This window comes from Exiguobacterium sp. s21, assembly GCF_018617975.1.
Classification (GTDB): Bacteria; Bacillota; Bacilli; order Exiguobacteriales; family Exiguobacteriaceae; genus Exiguobacterium; species Exiguobacterium mexicanum_A.
The window spans coordinates 46,998-68,471 of the sequence record NZ_JACSLF010000006.1 but is presented as its reverse complement, the minus strand read 5'-3'; the positions used below and the strand labels follow the sequence as shown (position 1 = coordinate 68,471).

Here is a 21,474-nt window from a genome sequence, read left to right as displayed (position 1 = left end):
TTTTTATGAATAAATTTAAGGTAAACATTTCAGGAATGACTTGTACGGGTTGTGAAAAACACGTAGAATCAGCACTTGAAAAGATAGGTGCTAAAAATATTGAGTCTAGTTATCGTCGTGGTGAAGCAGTATTTGAACTGCCCGATGATATTGAGGTTGAAAGTGCAATAAAGGCGATTGATGAAGCAAATTACCAAGCCGGAGAAATTGAAGAAGTATCATCACTAGAAAACGTGGCGTTAATTAATGAAGACAATTATGACCTTCTTATTATTGGTTCTGGTGCTGCTGCCTTTTCTTCGGCAATTAAAGCTATAGAATACGGTGCAAAAGTTGGAATGATTGAGCGTGGAACGGTTGGGGGAACCTGTGTGAATATTGGCTGTGTTCCGTCAAAAACTCTTCTTAGGGCAGGGGAAATCAATCATTTATCAAAAGACAATCCGTTTATAGGTTTACAAACATCCGCTGGAGAAGTGGATTTAGGTAGTTTAATCACGCAAAAGGATAAATTGGTGAGCGAACTTCGGAATCAAAAATATATGGATTTAATTGATGAATATAATTTTGATTTAATTAAAGGTGAAGCAAAATTCGTTGATGCTAGTACGGTTGAGGTCAATGGGGCAAAGTTATCTGCAAAACGCTTTTTAATTGCAACAGGTGCATCGCCTTCGTTGCCCCAAATTTCAGGACTTGAAAAAATGGACTATTTAACTAGTACAACACTTCTTGAGTTAAAGAAAATACCAAAACGATTAACTGTAATTGGTTCAGGATACATTGGAATGGAGCTTGGACAACTATTTCATCATTTAGGTTCAGAAATAACGCTTATGCAAAGAAGTGAGCAACTTTTAAAGGAGTATGATCCTGAGATTTCAGAGTCAGTTGAAAAAGCGTTAATTGAACAGGGTATAAACCTTGTCAAAGGGGCAACTTTTGAGCGTGTTGAACAAAGTGGAGAGATAAAAAGGGTTTACGTAACAGTAAATGGCAGTAGAGAAGTCATTGAATCAGATCAGTTGCTTGTTGCCACTGGAAGAAAACCAAATACGGATTCTTTAAATTTAAGTGCAGCAGGTGTTGAAACTGGAAAAAATAATGAAATCCTAATCAATGATTTTGGTCAAACAAGTAATGAAAAGATTTATGCAGCAGGAGATGTGACTTTAGGACCACAATTTGTATATGTAGCAGCCTATGAAGGTGGAATTATTACTGATAATGCTATTGGTGGATTAAACAAAAAAATAGATTTATCGGTAGTTCCTGCTGTTACGTTTACGAATCCGACGGTTGCAACGGTTGGTTTAACAGAAGAACAAGCAAAAGAGAAAGGGTATGATGTGAAGACATCTGTATTACCTTTAGATGCTGTTCCAAGAGCAATTGTAAACCGTGAAACAACCGGTGTATTTAAACTAGTAGCAGATGCAGAAACACTAAAAGTATTAGGGGTTCATATTGTATCTGAGAATGCAGGAGATGTCATCTATGCAGCATCATTAGCTGTTAAATTTGGCTTAACGATAGAAGATTTAACAGAAACCCTAGCACCATATTTAACAATGGCTGAAGGGCTAAAATTAGCTGCACTTACGTTCGATAAAGATATTTCGAAATTATCTTGTTGTGCAGGCTAAGGGAACTTTTTTACAACTCCCTATTCAAGTGAACCAGCTAATGCTTTAAGGGATTTTCTAAGTGCATTTGTGGTCACAAAAATAATTTAACACTGATGATTTCGACATCAAATCTATAATTGATACCTTAACACCGCAGAGTAATAAAGGATGAATAATATGTCAGACTTATTATCCCTACCAGACATTAAAACAATAGAACCGCCACAAGAAAATGAAACCGATATGATGTTTAAAGTTGAAGCAGTCGGACCACCTGAACGTTGTCCTGAATGTGGTTTTGACAAGTTGTACAAACACAGTTCAAGAAATCAACTAATTATGGATTTGCCCATTCGTTTAAAGCGAGTGGGCTTACAATTGAACCGTAGACGATACAAGTGTCGTGAATGCGGATCTACCTTCTGGGAACGCCTAATATCTGTAGATGAAAAGCGTAGTATGACCAAAAGGCTTTTAAAGTCCATTCAAGAGCAATCCATGTCTAAGACCTTTGTAGAAGTCGCAGAAAGCGTTGGTGTTGACGAGAAAACCATTAGGAACGTTTTTAAGGACTATTTGGCACTCAAAGAACGTGAATACCAGTTTGAAACTCCTAAGTGGCTTGGGATAGACGAGATACATATTATCCGTAGACCTCGGCTTGTATTGACTAATATTGAACGCAGGACTATTTATGACATCAAGCCTAACCGTAACAAGGAAACAGTCATCCAACGTCTTTCAGAAATCAGTGACAGGACTTACATTGAGTACGTCACAATGGATATGTGGAAGCCCTACAAAGACGCAGTGAACACTATCCTTCCACACGCTAAAGTTGTCGTAGATAAGTTTCATGTAGTTAGAATGGCTAATCAAGCCTTAGATAACGTCAGAAAGTCTTTGAAAGCCCATATGAGCCAAAAAGAAAGACGTACCCTTATGCGTGAAAGGTTTATCCTTCTAAAGCGTAAACACGATCTAAATGAACGTGAATCATTCCTCTTAGATACTTGGTTAGGTAATCTTCCTGCTTTAAAAGAAGCCTATGAACTCAAAGAAGAGTTTTACTGGATATGGGATACTCCTGATCCAGATGAAAGTCATCTTCGTTATAGTCAATGGAGACACCGTTGCATGTCCAGCAACTCTAAAGACGCATATAAAGACCTCGTGAGAGCCGTAGACAACTGGCATGTCGAAATATTCAACTACTTTGATAAAAGGCTCACTAATGCTTATACGGAGTCAATTAACAGCATTATTAGGCAGGTAGAGCGAATGGGTAGAGGTTACTCGTTTGATGCCTTACGAGCCAAAATCCTTTTCAATGAGAAGCTCCATAAAAAGCGTAAGCCACGATTTAATTCAAGTGCTTTCAATAAAGCTATGTTATACGATACTTTCAATTGGTATGAAGTGAATGATCACGACATTACAGACAACTTTGGTGTCGATTTTTCCACACTTATTAAGAATTTGGAGAAGGGTGATTTATAAGCCCTTTTCCACCATGAAATCCGAATACCCAAGATATTTAGCGTTTATGTATAAAGGCATCGTTTAAGTATAGAGTTAATATTATAATACAGGATAATGATTTGTTTTATTAAATTATATAAACCATATTGCACAGAATCGTATTTATATTGCATTGCACACTACATTGCAGACTAGGTGGATAATTAATGGTGTCAACCCAATCATTTTACTTCGTATGGATATCAAGAGATGGTGATTGATAACGGATGGAATGTTATAAACAGTACTACCAGTTTTTCGGCAAGCGTCCGCCGAGACGTCCTGTTGAGTCGGCTGACTCAAAATAACAATTGGTCGAAGGATCGTAGACACTCGTCTATGGTCCTTTTTTTGCTTGATTTTATGTTTTACAATATCGAAGGGCCGACAATTCAATCTCATATCGACGCGCCATAAAAAAACGCTCTCCCTTTGATCAGGAAGAGCGTGACGTCGATGATTCTTTCATATCGTTGTGGGTGATCCCGATAGCTTATTCTCCGACCATCCCGTCGCCATCATTGTCATGCATGTAAGGATAGAGCCAATGATCGCTTGTGATCGGCATGCTGAACCCGGCATCTTTTGCTTCTTGGATCGTCACTTGGCCGTTCCCATTCATATCGATGCTCGCGACGTCACCGTCTTCAGACACGGACTCGGCTTCAGTCGCACTCTCGGTCAGCCCGAGCGACTCGTTCACCTCGTCCGGGTTCACGTTGTCGAACGAATCGGTAATGACATTTCCTTTGATAGTGTATGTGTACTCATAGTGTGAAGGGATTTGCGTCTCCGTATCCGGATAGGTGATGATGGCCTCGAAGTCGGTCGCGCCGCCTGCGCTCCGGATCACGCTCTCCATGTACGCCTGGTCCCCGTGGCGGTTGAGCGTGCTGTCCTGCGGAGTGATGTTGAAGGCGTTCGAGACGCCGCCGAGCGAATCGGCGATGACGTGCCCTTCGTCGAGGTCGCGATGCTCGACACCAGGCACTTTCGCCTCGTCTGAATAATAGCGACCCGAAGACGTGACGTCCTCGAGCTCATCATCTTGCAAGACGATCTCGTCGGCGAGCACTTTCACGAGTTGTCCGTGCTCGTTCGTGAACGCCCAGTACTCGCGTTCCCCGTATCCGATATCGACGACGACATTATGCTCGCGGTCACCTGACAAATCTCCACCCTCGACTTCAATCAAGTCGTAGCCCGTGAAGTGATCGTTCGTTTCGGTCTGGTCAGGGGGCTCCGTCTCAACGGTAACCTGTTCCTGAGGTTCCGTCTTCGACTCGGGATTCGGTTCTGTCTCGTTCGTGCAACCGGCCAACAACAGCATGGCCAGCGGGAAGGCAAGATAAGTAAGATTGTTTTTCATGTTAAAACTCCTATGTCTTTGATGCATACTTGTCCATTCTAGGAATCTTCGCCCACATTTACAAGCAAACGGATTGGAGGCGGTTTTAATCGTGCTTCCGACAAACGAGACAGATTTTGTCACAGATGGGGGAGGCGTCGCCTTAGGTACGAATGGTACAATTGGGGGAGAACGGGTCGAACAGGGGGCTCTCGAGCGATTTGAGTCGCACACCCGAGGCGTTTCAATCATTTCGTTTCAGGCTATACATACGTATACATCGCTTGAGAGGAGACATATCATGCAGACATATACGATTGAATATGCGTTTCAAGATAAGGAACAGACGACACGAACGTGTGAAGTCGAGCTCGACCGGACGCCAGATTTAAAGGATAATGAGCAACTCGCCGACCTATATCAAATCGTGTCGGATGCGATTCGCAAGCCGATCACGAGTTTTGAGATTCTTGCCGTCCATTAAGTGAACCATCGACCCCGGGCGTACGCCATGGGGTTTTGTTCAGTCCATCGAAGAGGAGAGATGTTGAAATGAAGATCGTGGTTGTTGGGTTAGGGGATGTCGCGAAAAAAGCGTATATACCGGTTTATGCCGGATTAGAAGGGGTGGACGTCTATCTCGTTTCGAGAGATGAGGCGAAAGCGGGGCAGCTCGTCGACAAATACCGATTCAGCGGCCATTACCGGTCGTTACAAGACGTGCCGCTCGATGAGGTGGATGGCGTGTTGATCCATTCGACGACGTCGGCCCACGCGGACCAGGTCGGCTACGTGCTCGAGCGGGGCGTCCATGTGTTCATCGATAAGCCGGTCACGTTCTCGCTCGACGAGACGGAGCGGCTCGTGCGGCTCGCGGCAGACAACGGGGTCGAACTCGTCACCGGCTTCAATCGTCGTTTCGCGACGGCGACGGCGGCCTTGAAGGAAGTCACGGATCAAAACCTCGTCCTCATTCAAAAGAATCGCACGTATCAACCGGCGACGCTCCGAGAGTTCATTATCGAGGATTTCGTCCACGTCGTCGACACGCTCCGTTACTTGACGGGGCTCGCACCGGTTGAGAATTTGTCGGTGCGGACGCGCTATGAAGGAGAGACGCTGAAACAGTTGCAGATTCAATTCACGGCGGATGGGATCGAAGCGCTCGGGATCATGAACCGCGACAACGGCTGTACGGAAGAAGTGATGGAAGTGATGTCTCCGAGTCTGAAGCGGGTGACCCGCGACGTCGAGCGCGTGTATGACTTCACGCGCGACGGCATGCTCGAGCGGGCTCTGAGTCCGTGGGAGTCGAACCTTATGCGTCGCGGCTTCACGACGATGATCGATGCGTTCATCAAGCTACTGAACGGCGAACCGAACGAGTCGGTGCTCGCTGCTGATAGTCTGACGACGCATGCGCTCTGTGAACGCATACTAGAAGAGGCTTCGCGCTGACCGTCTCGTTTCTGCGGTCCGTCGAGCGGGTAATAACTCCGTAAAAGGAGGGGATGCGCATGGACATTCGCGAGCTCGTCATGCAGGCGAATGATTTGTTATGGACGTACGTACTTATTTTTGTATTGATTGCCGGTGGGCTTTATTTCACGATTCGGATGGGGTTTGTCCAGTTCCGGATGCTGCCTGAGATGTTCAAGCTGTTATTCGTCAAAGGGATCAAGCACGAAAAAGGACAAGTATCGTCGTTCCAGGCGTTCGCCATCGGGACGGCAGCACGGGTCGGGACCGGGAATATCGCCGGCGTCTCGACCGCGATCGCACTCGGGGGACCGGGTGCCGTGTTTTGGATGTGGCTCATCGCGTTGATTGGTTCGGCGTCAGCGTTCGTCGAGAGCACGCTCGCCCAAGTGTACAAAGTGCATGACGGCAAGGCGTGGCGCGGCGGACCGGCCTACTATATCGAACGGGCGCTCGGCCAGCGATGGCTCGGCGTCGTTTTCGCCATTCTGATCACGTTCGCGTTTGGATTTGCATTCAACTCGGTCCAGGCCAACACGATCGCCTTGTCGGTCAACAACGTCTTCGAGATCGATACGCTTTGGATCGGAATTATTTTGGCCGTCGTGACGGGGATCGTCATCTTCGGTGGGATCCGGTCCATCTCGACGCTGTCAGGGATCATCGTCCCAATCATGGCTGGCGGTTATATCTTGCTCGCCCTGTGGGTCGTCTTGACGAATTTGGAGGTCGTCCCGGCCGTATTCTCGGCCATTTTCTCAGAAGGTGTGCTCGGGTTCCGACAACTGCTTGGCGGAGCGGTCGGTGCGGCCGTCTTGCAAGGGATTCGCCGAGGCTTGTTCTCGAACGAGGCGGGGATGGGGTCGGCCCCGAACGCGGCTGCGACCGCCGAGGTCAGTCACCCGGTCAAGCAAGGTCTCATTCAGTCACTCAGCGTGTTTGTCGATACGCTCTTTATTTGTACGGCGACGGCGATGATTGTCCTCATTTCTGGCGTGCCGGGTTCTGAGGATTTCCAAGGCATCGAACTTGCCCAAGAGGCGCTCCTCACCGAGATCGGGCCGGTCGCGACATCGCTCATGACGATCGCGATTTTATTGTTCGCCTTCAGCTCGATCTTGGCGAACTACTATTACGGGGAGACGAACATCGAGTTTATCTCGGAACGGAAAGTGTATCTCGTCATTTACCGGATCGCCGTCATCGGGATGGTGTTGTTCGGTTCGGTCCGTTCGGCCGGGCTTGTCTGGTCGATCGCCGACATCTTCATGGGTCTGATGGCACTCGTCAACATGTACGCCATCTTCCGGCTCAGTAAAGTCGCGAAACTGTTGCTTGATGATTACGTGGCCCAGAAACGAGCAGGGCGCGATCCGGTGTTCAATCGGGACGACGTCGAGCTACCAGGGAAAGAGCACGTCGAAGCATGGGAAGCGACACGAGAGAATATTAGTTGAGCGTAAGGCAAGGATTGACGTACAGCGCCAGCCTTGCCTTTGCTTGTTGAATCTTTTTATTTCACGTACCGCATTTATATAATAAAAATAGAAAAGAGCGCACGACATGATACAACCCTTTCTTCACACATTCAAACGATTTTTTGCCGAACGATTCTTCGATCAAGCCGCGATGTTGGCTTACTATTTCATCCTGTCCACATTCCCATTTCTATTGTTCGTCCTCGGTATCGTCGGGTGGCTGCCGTTCTCGAGCGGAGACGTCATCTCGGCGTTGTCTTTGGTGATGCCCGAGGCGAGTTATCGATTGTTACAAGGGAACATCGAGGCCATTTTTGATGATTCGAGACTACGCTTGGCCTCGCTCAGCATCTTACCGGCACTTTGGATCTCTTCGATGGCCGTCCAATCGCTCGTTCGCTCCTTAAACGACGCCTATCGACTGATCCGAAACAAAGCGTTCTGGCGCGGGGTGTTGCAAGACATCGCCGTGACGCTCGCGCTCATGTTCGTTTTGCCGTTCTCGTTGCTCGTCCCGGTCATCGAGACGGCGCTACGAGAGTTGGCGACCCATATCATCTTTATCGATGACATCGTCGCCCGATATGCCCAGATTTGGTTCTACTTCCGTTGGATCATCGGGACACTCATCCTGTTCAGTGTCTTCCTGCTCGTCTATAAGTGGTTGCCGAGCCATCGCGGTACATTCCGAGACAGCTGGGCCGGGGCGGCTTTTGCGACAATCGGCATCTTGACAGTTTCGAACGTATTCAGCTACTATTCACAGTATGCAAACTATGAACAGTTTTACGGTCAGCTCGGTGCCTTTATCATCTTGTTGATCTGGTTTTACCTGGCGGCCTCGGTCATCCTTCTCGGGGGACTCCTGAACGCCACGCTCATCGAACAAAAAGAAATATCCGGTTGACGTGTAAATCGTTGTTATCAATCTTTGATTCAGGGAATGATATCGATAAGATCACATCTTTTAATCGGAGGTGGGAAACATGGATATGCAACGGCTCGTACACAATCGTCGTTTCATCGATCAAACATTGTTTTACCTCGCCTTACAATTATGGAAGTGGGTCATGTTACTGCCGATCTTGTTCTATTTGGACGTTGAGATGAGTAGCGCTCCGTTCACCCAGTATGTGATGGTCAGTCTGTTACTGTACGTTGCCTTCCGCGTCATGCAGTACGTGATTGCCGGTCGAGCCTCTTTGATGGAGCTCCTTGAGTTCGGTTATGCGGTCTTATCGCTTCTGCTCGTCCTCTCGTTACTGCTTGAAGTGGCCGCCTCACCGGGAGCCATCGCTTTGATCATTGGTGTGTTCTTGGTTCATCCGTCGCTCGCCTTGCATCATTACCGTGACTTCTCGGAGCGGAAATGGTTGAACAAACAGTTTCAACTGTTTAGCCCGATGTTACGAAAAGGTGAGATTCCAGTCCATGTGCTCGTATTGACAGAGGATGAAATCATCATCACGGCAGAGAGTGGTAAAGAATACACGTATCGACATATTTACTGGGGCGGGTTCTATATTGAAAATGTCTCATGAAGGTGGTCTAGTCATTGAATAGTATCATTGTGATGGTGTTTTGGATCGTGACGTTTATCGTATTCTTCAAAGGGGCGTTCGACATGTGGCGCGAATGGCGCACCACGAAACAACGCTCTGTGTTATATTTTTTTATCGTCTTGATGCTCACCTGGTTCTGGTTCAACCCATATCAGCTGACGGCGCTACATCCGTTCGTCTTGATGGCGTACTATTGGAACCGTAACCGATGGATGCGCAATGCAATGCTCGTCCTTGTGTTGGTACCATTTTTCATTCAATTATGGTTCATGGCGAGAGCGATGTAATCGAGTCTCAAGCCCGCAGATATGATATCTGCGGGCTTTTCTTTAATGCATTGTTCACGGTGTTCTATAAAACAAGCCGCGTTAGAGTAAAGATACGTGACCGTGCGCAACAAAAAAAACGCGAGCCGTTCGGCCCGCGTTTTTGATTGATGTTATTCTTTTTTCGCAACGGCGAGTTCAGCTTCCATTTCACTGAATTCACGGTTGATTCGTTTTTGTTCACGTTGGCTCGTGAACGTGCTGACGAGAACGATGGCAAGCATACTGAGGAAGAAGCCTGGCACCATCTCATAAATCACGCTCGAGAGTCCAGTCACGATCCAAAGGATGACCGTAATGGCACCGACAAGGATTCCGGCGAGGGCACCTTGACGCGTCATCTTGTTCCAATAGAGCGACAACAGAATCGCTGGACCAAAGGCTGAACCGAAGCCTGCCCACGCATAGCCGACGAGCGTCAAAATCGTGTTCGACGGGCTGAGCGACATGAGAGTCGCGACAACTCCGACCGTTAAGACACCGATTCGACCGGCGAGAACCATCGTCTTCTCACTTGCTTCTTTATTGAAGAACTTGCGATAGAAGTCTTCTGTCAACGCTGACGATGTCACGAGAAGCTGTGACGATACGGTCGACATGACCGCTGCTAGAATCGCAGCGAGCAAGAATCCAGTGATGAACGGGTGGAACAATACTTCTGAGAAGCGGATGAACACCGTTTCCGGGTCAGCCAGGGCATTCCCTTGACCACGGAAGTAGGCGATTCCGACGAGACCTGTCATAACGGCACCGATGATCGAGACTGTCATCCAGCCCATACCGATACGGCGTGCCGTCTTCAATGATTTCACATCACGGATCGCCATAAAGCGGACGATGATGTGCGGTTGACCGAAGTAACCAAGTCCCCAAGCGAGGAGACCGATAATCCCGAGCGTCGACGTCCCTTTAAAGAGGTCGAACAAATCCGTGTTGAGCGTCGTGGCCGTGTTGACGGCGTTAGAAACACCACCGACGTCTGTCAAAGCGACGATTGGGACGAGGACGAGCGCAAGAAACATGATGACACCTTGTGCAAAGTCCGTCCAACTAACGGCTGTAAAACCACCGAAGAGCGTATAAAGAATGACGACGCTAATCGTCACGATGACGCCCATCTGATAGTCAAGCCCGAACGAGCTTGCGAACAACTTCCCACCAGACACAAGTCCGGCTGACGTGTAGAACGTGAAGAAGATGATGATAACGGATGCAGACAGGATCCGTAGCCAGTTCGAGTGATCTCGGAACCGATTCTCTAAAAAGTCAGGAATCGTGATCGAGTCATTTGCCATCTCCGTGAAGACGCGTAGACGGGGAGCGACTAACAAGTAGTTCAAGTAAGCTCCGATGACCAATCCAACGGCTAACCAAATCGCTGATAATCCCGTAGCGTACATTGCGCCCGGAAGTCCCATTAACATCCAACCACTCATATCCGAAGCTCCGGCTGACATGGCGGTAACACCTGGCCCCATTTTACGGCCACCTAACATATAATCTGATGAATCGGTCGTTCGCTTATAGGCGACGTATCCGATGAGGAGCATCATCACGAGATAAAGCGCGATGGATACCCATTCTTGCCATAACATTTGATTACCTCCTGTACGTGTTCAATTGTTGTCGTTTTATCAATCGTAGTCCAACCATGTGTGAATCTCACACAAATGCGTCAAACTTGAATGACTCGGCGAACTTGTGACTAACCATAACGGACCTACTCAATCATTGCAAACTGTCATCTTTTCATAAAAATGGCTCTAAAGCGCATTGTATCAATGGATAAGGCCGATATTTTTCACGGTTAAAGCTTAAATATTCTGACAATTAGTCATATAGGTGTTATCCCTGTGTCATCTGATTGTCATATAACTCGTCTATTTTCTGATGTTTTAACACAACCACCCGCTCTTCCCTGTACAGGGAAGAGCGGGTGGTTGATGTCCATTTATTCATAAGTAATGCCGAAAGCAATCTGTTCAACCGTACGCATCGTCGGGAACGTCTGTCCTGACTTGGCCTGCATGGTTACCAAAGCGTATTGTTTGCCGTCGCGTTCCATCAAGAACACCATCGTGTAGCCTGATTCGTCCGTATATCCGGTTTTCGTTGCGGTGACAAGCTTCGAATAGTGGATGCTCCGCTCGTTGATGGCTGATCCGAGATGATACCACCAACGTCGTTTCAAATCTCCGGCCTGATCGACAAACTTCGCCTCGTATTCGTACGTCCCGGCAATCTCGACGAGCTCTGGATACGTGCCGAACGCGTAGGTGATTTTAGCCATGTCGAGTGCAGTCGTAAAGTGTTCCGGGTCGGAGTAGCCGTGCGCATTCCGAAATTGGGTCCCGGTCAACCCGAGTACTTTCGAACGTGCGTTCATCAAGTCGACGAACTCGGATGTCGAACCGCTTACGTATTCTGCGAGGCTATTGGCGGCGTCATTCCCCGACTCGAGTAACGTCGCATAGAGCGCCTGGCGGACAGTGAGTCGGTCACCGACTGCGAGATGGACGATGTGACTGTCCCACGGGATATCGAGTGTCGACTGTTTCACGACTACCACGTCTTTGTCGAGCTCGTCTTTGTCGACTGCCGTCTCATACGCGAGGAGGGCGGTCATCAGTTTTGTCGTACTAGCGGGAAAGACGCGTTCCGATGCGTTCTTATCCACTAAAATCTGACCGTCCGTCAAATTGACGAACGCCATCGACCCGACGAGCAGATCCGATGTCTCGGCTGCTGCAATCGGTTGATGTGTCCATTTCTTGATCGGAATCTCCGGGAAAGTCGGTCCGGATTTGACGGGGACGGCTACCGGAGCGGATGGTTCTGCTTTAGGTTCTGAGTCTTGATTGAAGCCGATTAGTGCAGGGATGATGGCGAGTAGTCCGATCAAGGCCAGGCCGACGGTCAATCGCCTCATGATGTACGTCTTTCTACGGTGTCTTCGGTTTCGTTTCACTATGTAATCGCTCCTTCATTGTTTACTTTTCTACCATAATGGATGGAGCCTCTTGAAATCGTCATCAAAATAAAGAATCAGGTCAATAATTGACGCGTATGAAATGAAGTGGAATGGGTATACACAATAACAGACACTCAACCGATTAAAGGAGGCACCTTCATGCATCGTTATCCATTCACCAATTCCCTGTGGCGTCAACACGACGAGACCGTCCCGTATCCAAAGCTAGAAAACTCGGTCTCATGTGACGTCGTCGTCATTGGAGCGGGCATCGCCGGGCTCGTGACAGCCTACGAACTTCAGCGACGCGGTAAACAAGTCGTCCTGCTCGAGGCGGCCGAGGTCGGGCGGGGGACGACCGGTCATACGACGGCGAAATGCTCCGTGCAGCACGGGACCGTTTACTCCAAATTGATTCGAACGTTCAATCATGAGACGGCCCGACTTTATTATGAGTTCAATCAAGAGGCCCTTCGCTATTTGCAGGACCAGGTCGCGGACGGTTTCGACATCGATTACGAGACGAAAGATTCTTACTTATATTCTATCGACGGATCGAGCCAACTCGTCGCCGAACGGGAGGCGTATGAGCAGCTCGACCTCGCAGGCGGGGACGCGACGAAGGAAGTGAATGCCGCGCTCCCGCTCCAAGTGAAACAGGCCCTTGTCATCCGGGACCAAGGCCAATTCCACCCGGTCAAGTACTTGAACGAGCTAGCCGTTCGTTTCGTTGAGGCGGGCGGTCGACTCCATGAGAAGACGCGGGCGACTGAGATCAGCTCCGGACCCCGACCGATCGTCACGACATCGACGGGGCGGCGGGTCCAGGCGAACCAAGTCGTCGTCGCCACCCATTACCCGTTCAATGATATCCGGGGACTTTATTTCTCGAAGTTCGAGGTCGAACGCTCTTATATCGTCGCTTGCGAGACCGAGCAAAGCGTGCCTGAGGGGATGTATTTGAGCGTCGATTCACCGAGTCGGTCGTTCCGTACGTTTCAAGAAGGGGAGAAGACGTACATGCTCGTCGGAGGGGAGGGTCACTTGAGTGGTCACGTGACGGAGACACGCTCGCGTTATGACCGGCTCGAGCGGTTCGCCCATAACGTGTTCGAAACGAAGAAGGCCAGCTTCCGTTGGTCCTCACAAGACTTGATCACACTCGACCATCTCCCCTATGTCGGACAGATGTTTAGCCGGGAGCCGGATGTGTTCGTCGCGACGGGATTCGCCAAGTGGGGGATGACGAACGGGATTGCCTCGGGGCTCCTCTTGGCTGATCTGTTGACCGGTCAGGACAATCGCTTCCGAGAACTATTAAATCCACTCCGTTCCAAGTTCAAGTCGGCGGATGTCGGTCAGTTCTTGAAAACGAACCTCGACACGGCGACCCAGTTCGTCAAAGGTTCACTCGAGAAACCCGGTTCGCTCGACGACCTGCAACTGGACGAAGGAGGCATCGTCCAAGTCGACGGAAAGAAGGTCGGTGCCTATCGAGACCTCGACAACGAATGCCATCTCGTCTCGACACGGTGCACGCATATGTGCTGTACGGTCAATTGGAACGACGCCGAACGCTCGTGGGATTGCCCTTGCCACGGGTCACGATTCGATACGAAAGGGAACGTATTGGAGGGGCCGGCGACGAAGCCGCTCTCATATGAACGGAAAACCGATGTGTCGAAAGAATAGGCAACTTCCTTCGTCTATATTAAAGTAAAGAAGTAACGATATAACTGTCATAGGGGTGGAATCAGAATGGAACTAACAAAGCAGTGGCGTGACCATTTCAAACAATTGCGTGCCTTCGATGAGGCGATTTCTTTACTATACTGGGACATGCGCACCCAGATGCCGGAACAATCGGCACCGCTTCGGGCCGAGACGATCGGCTATCTGTCGACCGAGGCGTTCAAGCGTCAGACGAGCGAGTCGTTCAAAGACTTGCTCGCGCAAATGACCGAGACCGAGGAATTGACGCCGATTGAAGTCCGGTCGGTCGCCGTCGCCAAGACACAGTATGAGCGGAACGCTAAAATTCCTTCATCGGAATATCAGGCGTACGTGACGCTCGTCTCTGAAGCCGAGACGGCATGGGAGAAAGCGAAGGACCAGGATGACTGGCACATGTTCGCCCCATATCTCGAGAAGATCATCGGGTTCCAACGCAAGTTCGCGGAGTATTTCGGCTACGAGTGTCACCCGTATGATGCTTTGCTGTACGACTATGAACCTGGCATGACGGTCGAACAGCTCGATGCATTGTTCCAGACGCTCCGGGACGAACTCGTCCCGCTCATCCGCGAATTGCCGGAACCTGTACAAGGACTCGACTGGGCGATGGACAAGTCGGTCCAACAGCGGTTGTGCGAGGATTGGATGCGTGTCGTCGACTACGATTTGACACGGGGCCGACTCGACGCGACGGTCCATCCGTTCGAGATTACGATCAACCGGCGCGACGTGCGCATTACGACAAAATATGACGAGGCCGACTTCCGCAACGCCTTGTTCGGGACGATGCACGAAGCGGGCCATGCCACGTATGAGCAACAAATCGACTCGGAACTCGACGAGCTCGGGCTCGGAGGCGGGGCCTCGATGGGAATCCATGAATCACAGTCGCTCTTTTTCGAGAATTTTGTCGGGCGAAGCGAAGCGTTCCTGAAGAGCGTCTATCCGCGTCTTCAAACAGAACACCCTGCGCTTCAGGACGTTTCTTTCGAGACGTTTTATGCCGGGGTGAACGAGGCGAAACCCTCTCTCATTCGAATCGAAGCGGACGAGTTGACGTATAGTCTGCACATCATCATCCGCTATGAGCTCGAAAAGAAACTGATCCAAGGCGATCTTTCGGTCGAGGAATTACCAGAGGCATGGAACGCGCTGTATAAGGAATATCTCGGTGTCGATGTCCCGAGTGATGCGAAAGGCGTCCTGCAAGACGTGCACTGGGCCGGCGGTTCATTCGGTTACTTCCCAAGCTATGCACTCGGCTTGGTCTATGCCGCCCAATTGACAGAGGCGCTTCGTGATGCCCATCCAGAGTTTGAATCGCTCGTCAGCAGTGGCGAGTTCGGCCCGATCAAACAGTGGCTCGAAGACAATGTCCATCGTCATGGGAAGGCGCTCACCCCGAACGAATTGATCAAACAAGTGACCGGGGAAGACATCTCGGTACGTCCGCTCGTCCGCTACTTGACGAGCAAATATAAAACGAACTGAGGCGAATACAGATGAGATTCTTCGCGCATCGAGGAGTGATGGCCCGCCATCCCGAAAATACGATGACAGCGTTCCGGGCTGCACTCGAGGCCGGGGCAGATGGGATTGAAGCGGACATTCATATGACGAAAGATGGACGTCTCGTCCTCATCCATGACGAGACGATCAATCGGACGACAGATGGTCAAGGGCGGATCGCCGATATGACGCTATCAGAACTGCGAGCGGTCAACGCGGGCGTCACGTTCGCGGTCCACGAGCAGATTCCGACGTTAGATGAACTGTTCGATTTGTGTCAAGGGACGTCGGTGGTACTGAACCTCGAGGTCAAGACCGATATCGAACGGTATCCCGGGATTGAGCAGCGCCTGGTCGACACGATCCGTAACCGACGTGTCCCTGTTGAACAAGTCGTGTTCTCTTCATTCAATCATGCGACGCTCAAACGTTTGAAACGGTTGGCGCCAGATATCGAGTGTGCGGTGCTCTTAGCCCAACCTCTCTATGACCTTGTGGCGTACTGTGCGAAGGTCGGGGCGACCGCCGTGCATCCGAACGTCCGGACGATGACCGATGAGGAAATCCTACAGCTGCAAGCAAAAGGGCTCGCCGTGCGTCCCTATACCGTCAAGACGGTGCATGACCTCGAACGGTTTCGCCGGCTCGGGGTCGATGCGGTGTTCGTAAACGACATCGACTGGGCCAAAGCACATTCAACCCCGTAACGTTACGCGTTGCGGGGTTTTTACATTAAGGTGAAGGGGAAGTGCAGGTAATGTAAAGAAAGCGGTTTCTTCTCGATGTGCCCAGCGGCATATTCAGAGCACACCGTCACCTTTACGCCATTGCTCCGTTGTCTTAGATTTAAGATGTCACCAGCTACATAGCAATCAGATGTAGCACACTTTATAGCACGTATCAAACTTGTCGTACGCAGTCAATCGGTCAACCCAAGCAGAAAAAGGAGGAAATTTCACATGAAGAAATTGATGTCTTTACTTGGTACACTCGCCTTGGCGTTTGCACTCATCGTACCGGTCAGTGCGGATGGACACGAGAACGCGATGGTACGTGTACTCCATGCTTCACCTGATGCACCGGCGGTAGATGTCTACGTCAACGGTGAAGTCGCAGTCGAAGGCGCAGAGTTCAAAGCGCTCACCGACTATTTGACACTCCCGGCTGGAGATTACAATGTTGAGATCAAGCCGGCAGGTGATGCCGAGACGGTCGTCGTTGCGGCAGACCTCTCGATCGAAGCAGGCAAGTTCTACACAGCGGCAGCAATCGGCCAACTTGAAAACATCGAAATCGCAGCAATGGAAGACGATGCGAACTTTGAAGACGGTAAATCGAAAGTCCGTGTCGCTCACTTCTCACCTGACGCACCGGCAGTCGATGTAGCCCCTAAAGGTGGCGACCCGCTCTTCTCGAACCTTGAGTTCAAAGCAGTCAGCGACTATGGCACACTCGACGCTGGCACGTATGACCTCGAAGTTCGTCCGGCCGGCGCGACTGACGTCGTGAAGGCACTTGACGGTGTTGCCCTCGAAGGCGGCAAAAACTATACGGCGTTCGCCATCGGACTCCTTGAAGGCGAACCAGCGTTTGAAGTCCTCCTTGCAGCAGACGGCGGTGAAATGGCCGGAGCTCCAGAAACAGGACAAGGCGGTCTCGCTCAGACAGCATCGATGAACTGGTTGCTCGCAGCAGCGGTCCTTGGTGCAGCAGCAGCTGGCTTCTACGTCTTTCGTCGTCAGAAGCAAGACGCTTAAGCTTCTCTTAATCGGAACGCTATCGTTCCTTATGATCGCACCGGGCGCGGACGCACCGGACGCGGACTCGAAACTGACGACCGTCGGTTTCGCCGACCCGCTCGTCCTGTCAGCGACCGAGATTGATCGTCAATCTTTTCACACAGAGACGTTCGTCCCAAAGCGACTGAAGATTCCGTCAATTGATGTCGATGCTGTCATCCAACCGGTCGGGAAAGACCGACTCGACCGGATGGATACGCCGACAGACGCTGATGAGGTCGGATGGTATCGTTACGGGGCCAAAGCGGGTGCGACGGGTAACGTCGTACTATCCGGTCATCTCGATGACCTTCGCGGACCGGCCATCTTCGCAAACCTTGGCGAACTGCGCCTCGGAGAATCGGTGACGCTCCAGCGTAGCAAAAAGGTGATCGAATATGAAGTCGTCTCCGTCGAACGGTACCGACTCGAAGACGTTCCGCTCGCCTCGATCTTTGCGGCGACCCAAGCGACACGGCTTCAGCTCATCACATGTGCGGGCCCTTATGACCCGGAACACGGATATCGTGACCGGATCGTCGTCACGGCAATCGCCAAAGCACAAACGAAGAACCCTCGAACAAGGCAACTGCCTTGACCGAGGGTTCTTCGTTTGTAGGACGACACAAGAAAAACGACTGTGGCCGAAATGAATCGGGCCCAGTCGTTTTTATGCGTCCATTCGATCAAGCAATTTGGACAGAAGAATCAATTCGTCATCTGAAAAGTCTTCGAACACGTCCATCAAGTACTCGATTTTCATATCTTCTAACGTCTCGAACAAGGCACGACCTTCCTCGGTCGCCTGTAACTCGACGACGCGACGGTCGCGTTCGCTACGTTCGCGTGAGATCAACCCTTTTTTCGTGAGCTCATCTGCGAGGGCCGTGATCATCGAAGCCGAGAACTGAAACTCGTTCGATAAGGCCGAGGCGATTTGAGGACTATTTTGACAAAGCGAACGAAGGATGAAGAATTCGTTGCGCGTCAAGTATTGTGAGAACATCGACCGGAGGTTTTTCTTTACTCCGCGATAGTTCATGCGAATCCCTCGCTCAGCATCAGCGACGAGCTGACGGCGGGATGCTGTTTGTACAGGCGTTGTCATCCTCAAGCGTACCTCCTAGGTAAATATCATTATTTGCATATATTTCAGAACATAAAAACATTCTACAACAAAAACATGAAGTCTGTAAAGTTATGATGGCTCTTCACGGATGCGAAGTTCTTGGATGACTTCATCGTAATGTTTCAAGTCCGGATAGAAGCGGCGGAAGAAGAACTCGATCTGCTGGTCATCCCCTTCGGCGAGTAGCTTGGCGAGGACTGCGTAAACGACACCCATCCCTTGCCGCGGCAACAATGACGACGGTAAGAGCGTCGCGCATTGGATGGCCCGGTTGAAGTAACGGTCGAGCGTGTCACTCAAGTCCTGGAACGTGCGAATCTCGGCGTAATGGAACATGCGCGTCAGTTCGATGATCGTCGACAGGTCGGTGTCGAGCAACCAGTCGCTCTGGAAGATGGCGTTATCGAGCTTCTCGACAGTGACGTCATTGGCGATATAATAGTTCAAGTTGTCCCGGGTGATGCTCACTTTGTCCGGTGACTCGACGATCCGTTCGACCGTCTCCTGCTCGAACGTCCGCAGCTGCTTGCGGATGTTGACGAACTCGGAATCAGCGATTTCGAGCAGTCCCGCGACACGGCTGAAGCTGCGTTTGATCTCCGGCGGGACGGCGTTCGGGTTTTTATAGCCTAGGTCGTGCTCAATCTCGGCCCAGGCGTGTTGCAAGATGGACCGGACTTGAATCTCGGCCTCTTTCTCTTCGAAGCGGCGATACTCTCCGAGGGCGAGCCGCTTGTCACTCAAACCGACGACGTAATGGACCGAGAGGTAGCCGAACTCGTTCGGGTCGAGCAGGGTGGATTTATCAATCGACTGTTCACGGTCGATTCGGAACTCGTCCTCAAGGATTTGGGCCACGGCCCGGACGTCGTCATGGAAATAGGTCACGATCCGAATCCCCGCCAAGTCTTGGACGTCGCGCAATGACCGGTATTGGTACGGTTTGCGGGACAGTTTGGCATACAGACTCTCCGCTTCCTTGGCCCGGGCGACGATCGAGTGGAACTGAATCCCGGCGTCATTCAATAGTTCACTGAGAAGCGACTTCAGTTTGGCGGCGAACGCCTCGTAATCCTCTTTCTCATTCATATAGTCGAGCATGATCGTATTCATATCCTGTCTCGGCATCTAGATCACTCCTTGTCTCATTATAAGTAGTATAGCATCATTGAAATCGCTGTCGCACCTGTCTGCCGTCACTATGATACAATACGGCTTGGAACGGGAAGGAGTGTCGCATGTGAGAGTGAGCCATACATTGAAATCGATGGAGCGCGAGAAGCTCGAGATCGTCGCCGGCCTGTTGCAACAGGCCGGTTATCGGGCGGGGAAGATCGATTGGCAGACCGGGGTCAATATCGTCCGTCTCAGCCGTGAAGGGGTCTCGTCTGAACCGGAGGAACGGGCACGAATCCAAGGCATCGTCGATCATTTTGGAATCGATGACTGGACCGCCACGTTTTCTTGAGTCCCTCTTTTTCAAATCGCTGACGGAAAATGGGTTTTACGACTCATTTTTCGGGAATAGTATATTATTCGATTTTAGAACAGCGGACGTTTAGGAGGATGAATATGTTAGAAACAAGAATCGTACGGGATATGACCTCGGTCGACCATGAAGTGAATGGAATGGTGTCAGGCGGATGTGTCAACGAGAACATTTACTTATTTGCCAAAGATGAAGAATTGACGGTGCGTCTTGCCGCAGAAGCAGGTGTACAACCATACCGCATCACTGAAAAAGGATTGTGGGAATCGCTCATGTCGAAGTTCACGAAAAACTCGGATGACCGCATCGATCAGCTTGAGAGCCTCGGTCTGACGAAAGAGATGGTCGAGTCCCTCGAAGGTGAAATCCAAGCCGGGAAGATCGTCCTCGTTTGCGACAAATCATAAAAACAGCCGGAACTGATACGGATCAGTCCCGGCTGTTGTCATTTCGTCTCGTAATAGGCGTTCACAATCCGGCGCAGCGAGCGCTCGTTCAAATCGAGCGGTTTGAACCCGGCGTCCTGCAACAGGCGTTTCGTGTTCGCATCCTGGAATGAGATGTTGCGGTTCAAGTACGGGTTGAACACTTTTACCATCTCGTTGAACGTCTGCTCGACGTTGCTCAACGAGGACGTCGCCGTCTCGGTGATTTTCAAATGTGGGAACTCGAGCGCCTGCTTCATATATTCGAGCATCGTCTCGTTGCGCGGCGGGGCATCGTTCGTCACGTTATAGATGGTATCCGGTTTGGCGTGTTCGATGGCCGCGAGCAGCACGTCGACGACATAGTCGACCGGGACGAGGTTCGACGTGCCCGTCTCAGAGCCGAGGAGTCGGATCGGACCGACAGGCGCACCTTTGCGTTCGAGTCGACGCTTGAACACTTCCAGGGCCCGCATATAGCCGTACATCGTGAACTTCGAATCGGCTTCGCCGGTCTTCGAGTCACCGACGATGATGGCGGGCCGGAAAATGGAGACGGCCAGGTCATGCCGGGCTTCCCAGACGGCTTGTTCGGCATGGGCCTTGCTCTCCTCGTACGGGTTATGGAACGTCTGATCGGTCGCATACAGCGTCTCATCTCCGATCTCGCGTGCCCCGAGCGTATAGGCCGTACTGACGTGGAAGAAGCGGGGGCAGTGCAAAGCTTTCGCGAGGTTAAGCGCTTGCTGCGTCCCCGTCAAGTTCGTCTCGAACAGCTCATCGCGGAGCTCCTCGTCAAATTTGACGAGCGCGGCCATGTGGAGCACCAAGTCGAAGCTCCGCTCATGTTTTTTGATAAACTCATCGTCCGCTCCAAGGAACGGGGCGGTCAAATCCCCGGCCAGCACTGTCATCGAGCGGCGTTCGTCCTGCGAGAACATCGCCTCCACTTTTTCAGGCGTGCGGGCGAGGACACATAACGTGTGGCCTCGATGAATCAACTCGCGGGCGAGCCGTCCTCCTAAAAATCCGGTCGCACCGGTCATAAAAATGTTCACAGCGTTCTTCCTCTCTTTTCAGTCTCTCCCCATCATAAC

21 protein-coding genes are annotated in these 21,474 nt (G+C 50.6%); 15 read left to right on the top strand and 6 right to left on the bottom strand.

Annotated elements, in window-relative coordinates; all coding sequences use genetic code 11:
* The first annotated feature begins 5 nt into the window (after positions 1–5).
* Entirely contained in the window at positions 6–1,646 is a 1,641-nt protein-coding gene (gene merA / locus KNP06_RS08725) for a mercury(II) reductase (protein WP_214711345.1), read from the top strand.
* 159 nt (positions 1,647–1,805) lie between these two features.
* Positions 1,806–3,128, top strand: coding sequence for an ISL3 family transposase (locus tag KNP06_RS08720; RefSeq protein ID WP_214711346.1), 1,323 nt, complete (start codon positions 1,806–1,808; stop codon positions 3,126–3,128).
* 514 nt (positions 3,129–3,642) lie between these two features.
* On the opposite strand, the gene KNP06_RS08715 is transcribed toward KNP06_RS08720, so the two are convergent.
* The gene (locus KNP06_RS08715) at positions 3,643–4,518 is read right to left on the bottom strand and encodes a DNA/RNA non-specific endonuclease (RefSeq protein WP_214788490.1); all 876 of its coding nucleotides are present in this window, start codon (positions 4,516–4,518) and stop codon (positions 3,643–3,645) included.
* Positions 4,519–4,798: 280 nt separating this feature from the next.
* Between KNP06_RS08715 and KNP06_RS08710 the strand changes: the two genes are divergently transcribed.
* From KNP06_RS08710 to KNP06_RS08685, 6 genes are all read left to right on the top strand, one after another.
* Entirely contained in the window at positions 4,799–4,981 is a 183-nt protein-coding gene (locus KNP06_RS08710) for a hypothetical protein (RefSeq protein WP_034777673.1), read from the top strand.
* A gap of 68 nt (positions 4,982–5,049) precedes the next feature.
* Positions 5,050–5,955: a Gfo/Idh/MocA family protein gene (locus tag KNP06_RS08705; RefSeq protein ID WP_214711348.1), complete on the top strand. Its 906-nt coding sequence runs from the start codon at positions 5,050–5,052 to the stop codon at positions 5,953–5,955.
* A 59-nt stretch (positions 5,956–6,014) separates the two neighbouring features.
* Positions 6,015–7,433 carry an alanine/glycine:cation symporter family protein gene (locus KNP06_RS08700; protein ID WP_214711349.1) on the top strand — a complete coding sequence of 473 codons (1,419 nt, stop codon included), beginning with the start codon at positions 6,015–6,017 and terminating at the stop codon, positions 7,431–7,433.
* Between the two features lie 106 nt (positions 7,434–7,539).
* Positions 7,540–8,361, top strand: coding sequence for a YihY/virulence factor BrkB family protein (locus KNP06_RS08695; RefSeq protein WP_034777670.1), 822 nt, complete (start codon positions 7,540–7,542; stop codon positions 8,359–8,361).
* Positions 8,362–8,440: 79 nt separating this feature from the next.
* Positions 8,441–8,995, top strand: coding sequence for a hypothetical protein (locus KNP06_RS08690; RefSeq protein WP_138859391.1), 555 nt, complete (start codon positions 8,441–8,443; stop codon positions 8,993–8,995).
* A gap of 14 nt (positions 8,996–9,009) precedes the next feature.
* Entirely contained in the window at positions 9,010–9,303 is a 294-nt protein-coding gene (locus tag KNP06_RS08685) for a hypothetical protein (RefSeq protein WP_233004283.1), read from the top strand.
* 152 nt (positions 9,304–9,455) lie between these two features.
* Here the strand turns inward: KNP06_RS08685 and putP are convergent, their stop codons facing one another.
* Positions 9,456–10,937, bottom strand: coding sequence for a sodium/proline symporter PutP (gene putP / locus KNP06_RS08680; RefSeq protein ID WP_138859392.1), 1,482 nt, complete (start codon positions 10,935–10,937; stop codon positions 9,456–9,458).
* A 356-nt stretch (positions 10,938–11,293) separates the two neighbouring features.
* On the bottom strand, positions 11,294–12,271 hold the full coding sequence (locus tag KNP06_RS08675) for a D-alanyl-D-alanine carboxypeptidase family protein (RefSeq protein WP_214711351.1): 978 nt from the start codon (positions 12,269–12,271) through the stop codon (positions 11,294–11,296).
* 201 nt (positions 12,272–12,472) lie between these two features.
* Between KNP06_RS08675 and KNP06_RS08670 the strand changes: the two genes are divergently transcribed.
* The 5 genes from KNP06_RS08670 to KNP06_RS08650 all read left to right on the top strand — a co-directional run bounded on the left by KNP06_RS08670 (position 12,473) and on the right by KNP06_RS08650 (position 17,932).
* Complete coding sequence (locus KNP06_RS08670) at positions 12,473–14,005, top strand: FAD-dependent oxidoreductase (protein ID WP_214711352.1); 1,533 nt, start codon at positions 12,473–12,475, stop codon at positions 14,003–14,005.
* 66 nt (positions 14,006–14,071) lie between these two features.
* The gene (locus KNP06_RS08665) at positions 14,072–15,538 is read left to right on the top strand and encodes a carboxypeptidase M32 (RefSeq protein WP_214711353.1); all 1,467 of its coding nucleotides are present in this window, start codon (positions 14,072–14,074) and stop codon (positions 15,536–15,538) included.
* An 11-nt stretch (positions 15,539–15,549) separates the two neighbouring features.
* Positions 15,550–16,263, top strand: coding sequence for a glycerophosphodiester phosphodiesterase (locus KNP06_RS08660; RefSeq protein ID WP_138859396.1), 714 nt, complete (start codon positions 15,550–15,552; stop codon positions 16,261–16,263).
* 252 nt (positions 16,264–16,515) lie between these two features.
* Positions 16,516–17,313, top strand: coding sequence for a DUF4397 domain-containing protein (locus KNP06_RS08655; protein ID WP_034777661.1), 798 nt, complete (start codon positions 16,516–16,518; stop codon positions 17,311–17,313).
* On the top strand, positions 17,261–17,932 hold the full coding sequence (locus KNP06_RS08650) for a class F sortase (protein WP_308162290.1): 672 nt from the start codon (positions 17,261–17,263) through the stop codon (positions 17,930–17,932). The genes KNP06_RS08655 and KNP06_RS08650 overlap by 53 nt, the downstream gene beginning before the upstream one ends.
* 72 nt (positions 17,933–18,004) lie before the next feature.
* Here KNP06_RS08650 and KNP06_RS08645 read toward each other — a convergent pair whose 3' ends face one another.
* A complete protein-coding gene (locus tag KNP06_RS08645) occupies positions 18,005–18,442 on the bottom strand; it encodes a MarR family winged helix-turn-helix transcriptional regulator (RefSeq protein ID WP_034777659.1) in 438 nt (145 codons plus the stop codon).
* A 90-nt stretch (positions 18,443–18,532) separates the two neighbouring features.
* Positions 18,533–19,591 (bottom strand): GTP pyrophosphokinase, encoded by a 1,059-nt coding sequence (locus KNP06_RS08640; protein ID WP_200881484.1) that lies wholly within the window; start codon positions 19,589–19,591, stop codon positions 18,533–18,535.
* Positions 19,592–19,703: 112 nt separating this feature from the next.
* Here KNP06_RS08640 and KNP06_RS08635 point away from each other — a divergent pair, with 112 nt between their 5' ends.
* Positions 19,704–19,931 carry a hypothetical protein gene (locus KNP06_RS08635; protein WP_157964157.1) on the top strand — a complete coding sequence of 76 codons (228 nt, stop codon included), beginning with the start codon at positions 19,704–19,706 and terminating at the stop codon, positions 19,929–19,931.
* Positions 19,932–20,035: 104 nt separating this feature from the next.
* Complete coding sequence (locus tag KNP06_RS08630) at positions 20,036–20,359, top strand: YflT domain-containing protein (RefSeq protein WP_232819557.1); 324 nt, start codon at positions 20,036–20,038, stop codon at positions 20,357–20,359.
* Between the two features lie 38 nt (positions 20,360–20,397).
* On the opposite strand, the gene KNP06_RS08625 is transcribed toward KNP06_RS08630, so the two are convergent.
* Positions 20,398–21,435, bottom strand: coding sequence for an SDR family oxidoreductase (locus KNP06_RS08625; RefSeq protein WP_214711354.1), 1,038 nt, complete (start codon positions 21,433–21,435; stop codon positions 20,398–20,400).
* Positions 21,436–21,474: the final 39 nt, after the last annotated feature.

Coding starts and splice junctions, on each gene's coding strand:
- KNP06_RS08690 (WP_138859391.1), top strand. CDS start 8,441: ATGGATATGCAACGGCTCGTACACAATCGTCGTTTCATCGATCAAACA.
- KNP06_RS08720 (WP_214711346.1), top strand. CDS start 1,806: ATGTCAGACTTATTATCCCTACCAGACATTAAAACAATAGAACCGCCA.
- KNP06_RS08700 (WP_214711349.1), top strand. CDS start 6,015: ATGGACATTCGCGAGCTCGTCATGCAGGCGAATGATTTGTTATGGACG.
- KNP06_RS08710 (WP_034777673.1), top strand. CDS start 4,799: ATGCAGACATATACGATTGAATATGCGTTTCAAGATAAGGAACAGACG.
- merA (WP_214711345.1), top strand. CDS start 6: ATGAATAAATTTAAGGTAAACATTTCAGGAATGACTTGTACGGGTTGT.
- KNP06_RS08670 (WP_214711352.1), top strand. CDS start 12,473: ATGCATCGTTATCCATTCACCAATTCCCTGTGGCGTCAACACGACGAG.
- KNP06_RS08640 (WP_200881484.1), bottom strand. CDS start 19,591: ATGCCGAGACAGGATATGAATACGATCATGCTCGACTATATGAATGAG.
- KNP06_RS08675 (WP_214711351.1), bottom strand. CDS start 12,271: ATGAGGCGATTGACCGTCGGCCTGGCCTTGATCGGACTACTCGCCATC.
- KNP06_RS08630 (WP_232819557.1), top strand. CDS start 20,036: ATGTTAGAAACAAGAATCGTACGGGATATGACCTCGGTCGACCATGAA.
- KNP06_RS08655 (WP_034777661.1), top strand. CDS start 16,516: ATGAAGAAATTGATGTCTTTACTTGGTACACTCGCCTTGGCGTTTGCA.
- KNP06_RS08645 (WP_034777659.1), bottom strand. CDS start 18,442: ATGACAACGCCTGTACAAACAGCATCCCGCCGTCAGCTCGTCGCTGAT.
- KNP06_RS08705 (WP_214711348.1), top strand. CDS start 5,050: ATGAAGATCGTGGTTGTTGGGTTAGGGGATGTCGCGAAAAAAGCGTAT.
- KNP06_RS08715 (WP_214788490.1), bottom strand. CDS start 4,518: ATGAAAAACAATCTTACTTATCTTGCCTTCCCGCTGGCCATGCTGTTG.
- KNP06_RS08665 (WP_214711353.1), top strand. CDS start 14,072: ATGGAACTAACAAAGCAGTGGCGTGACCATTTCAAACAATTGCGTGCC.
- KNP06_RS08695 (WP_034777670.1), top strand. CDS start 7,540: ATGATACAACCCTTTCTTCACACATTCAAACGATTTTTTGCCGAACGA.
- KNP06_RS08660 (WP_138859396.1), top strand. CDS start 15,550: ATGAGATTCTTCGCGCATCGAGGAGTGATGGCCCGCCATCCCGAAAAT.
- putP (WP_138859392.1), bottom strand. CDS start 10,937: ATGTTATGGCAAGAATGGGTATCCATCGCGCTTTATCTCGTGATGATG.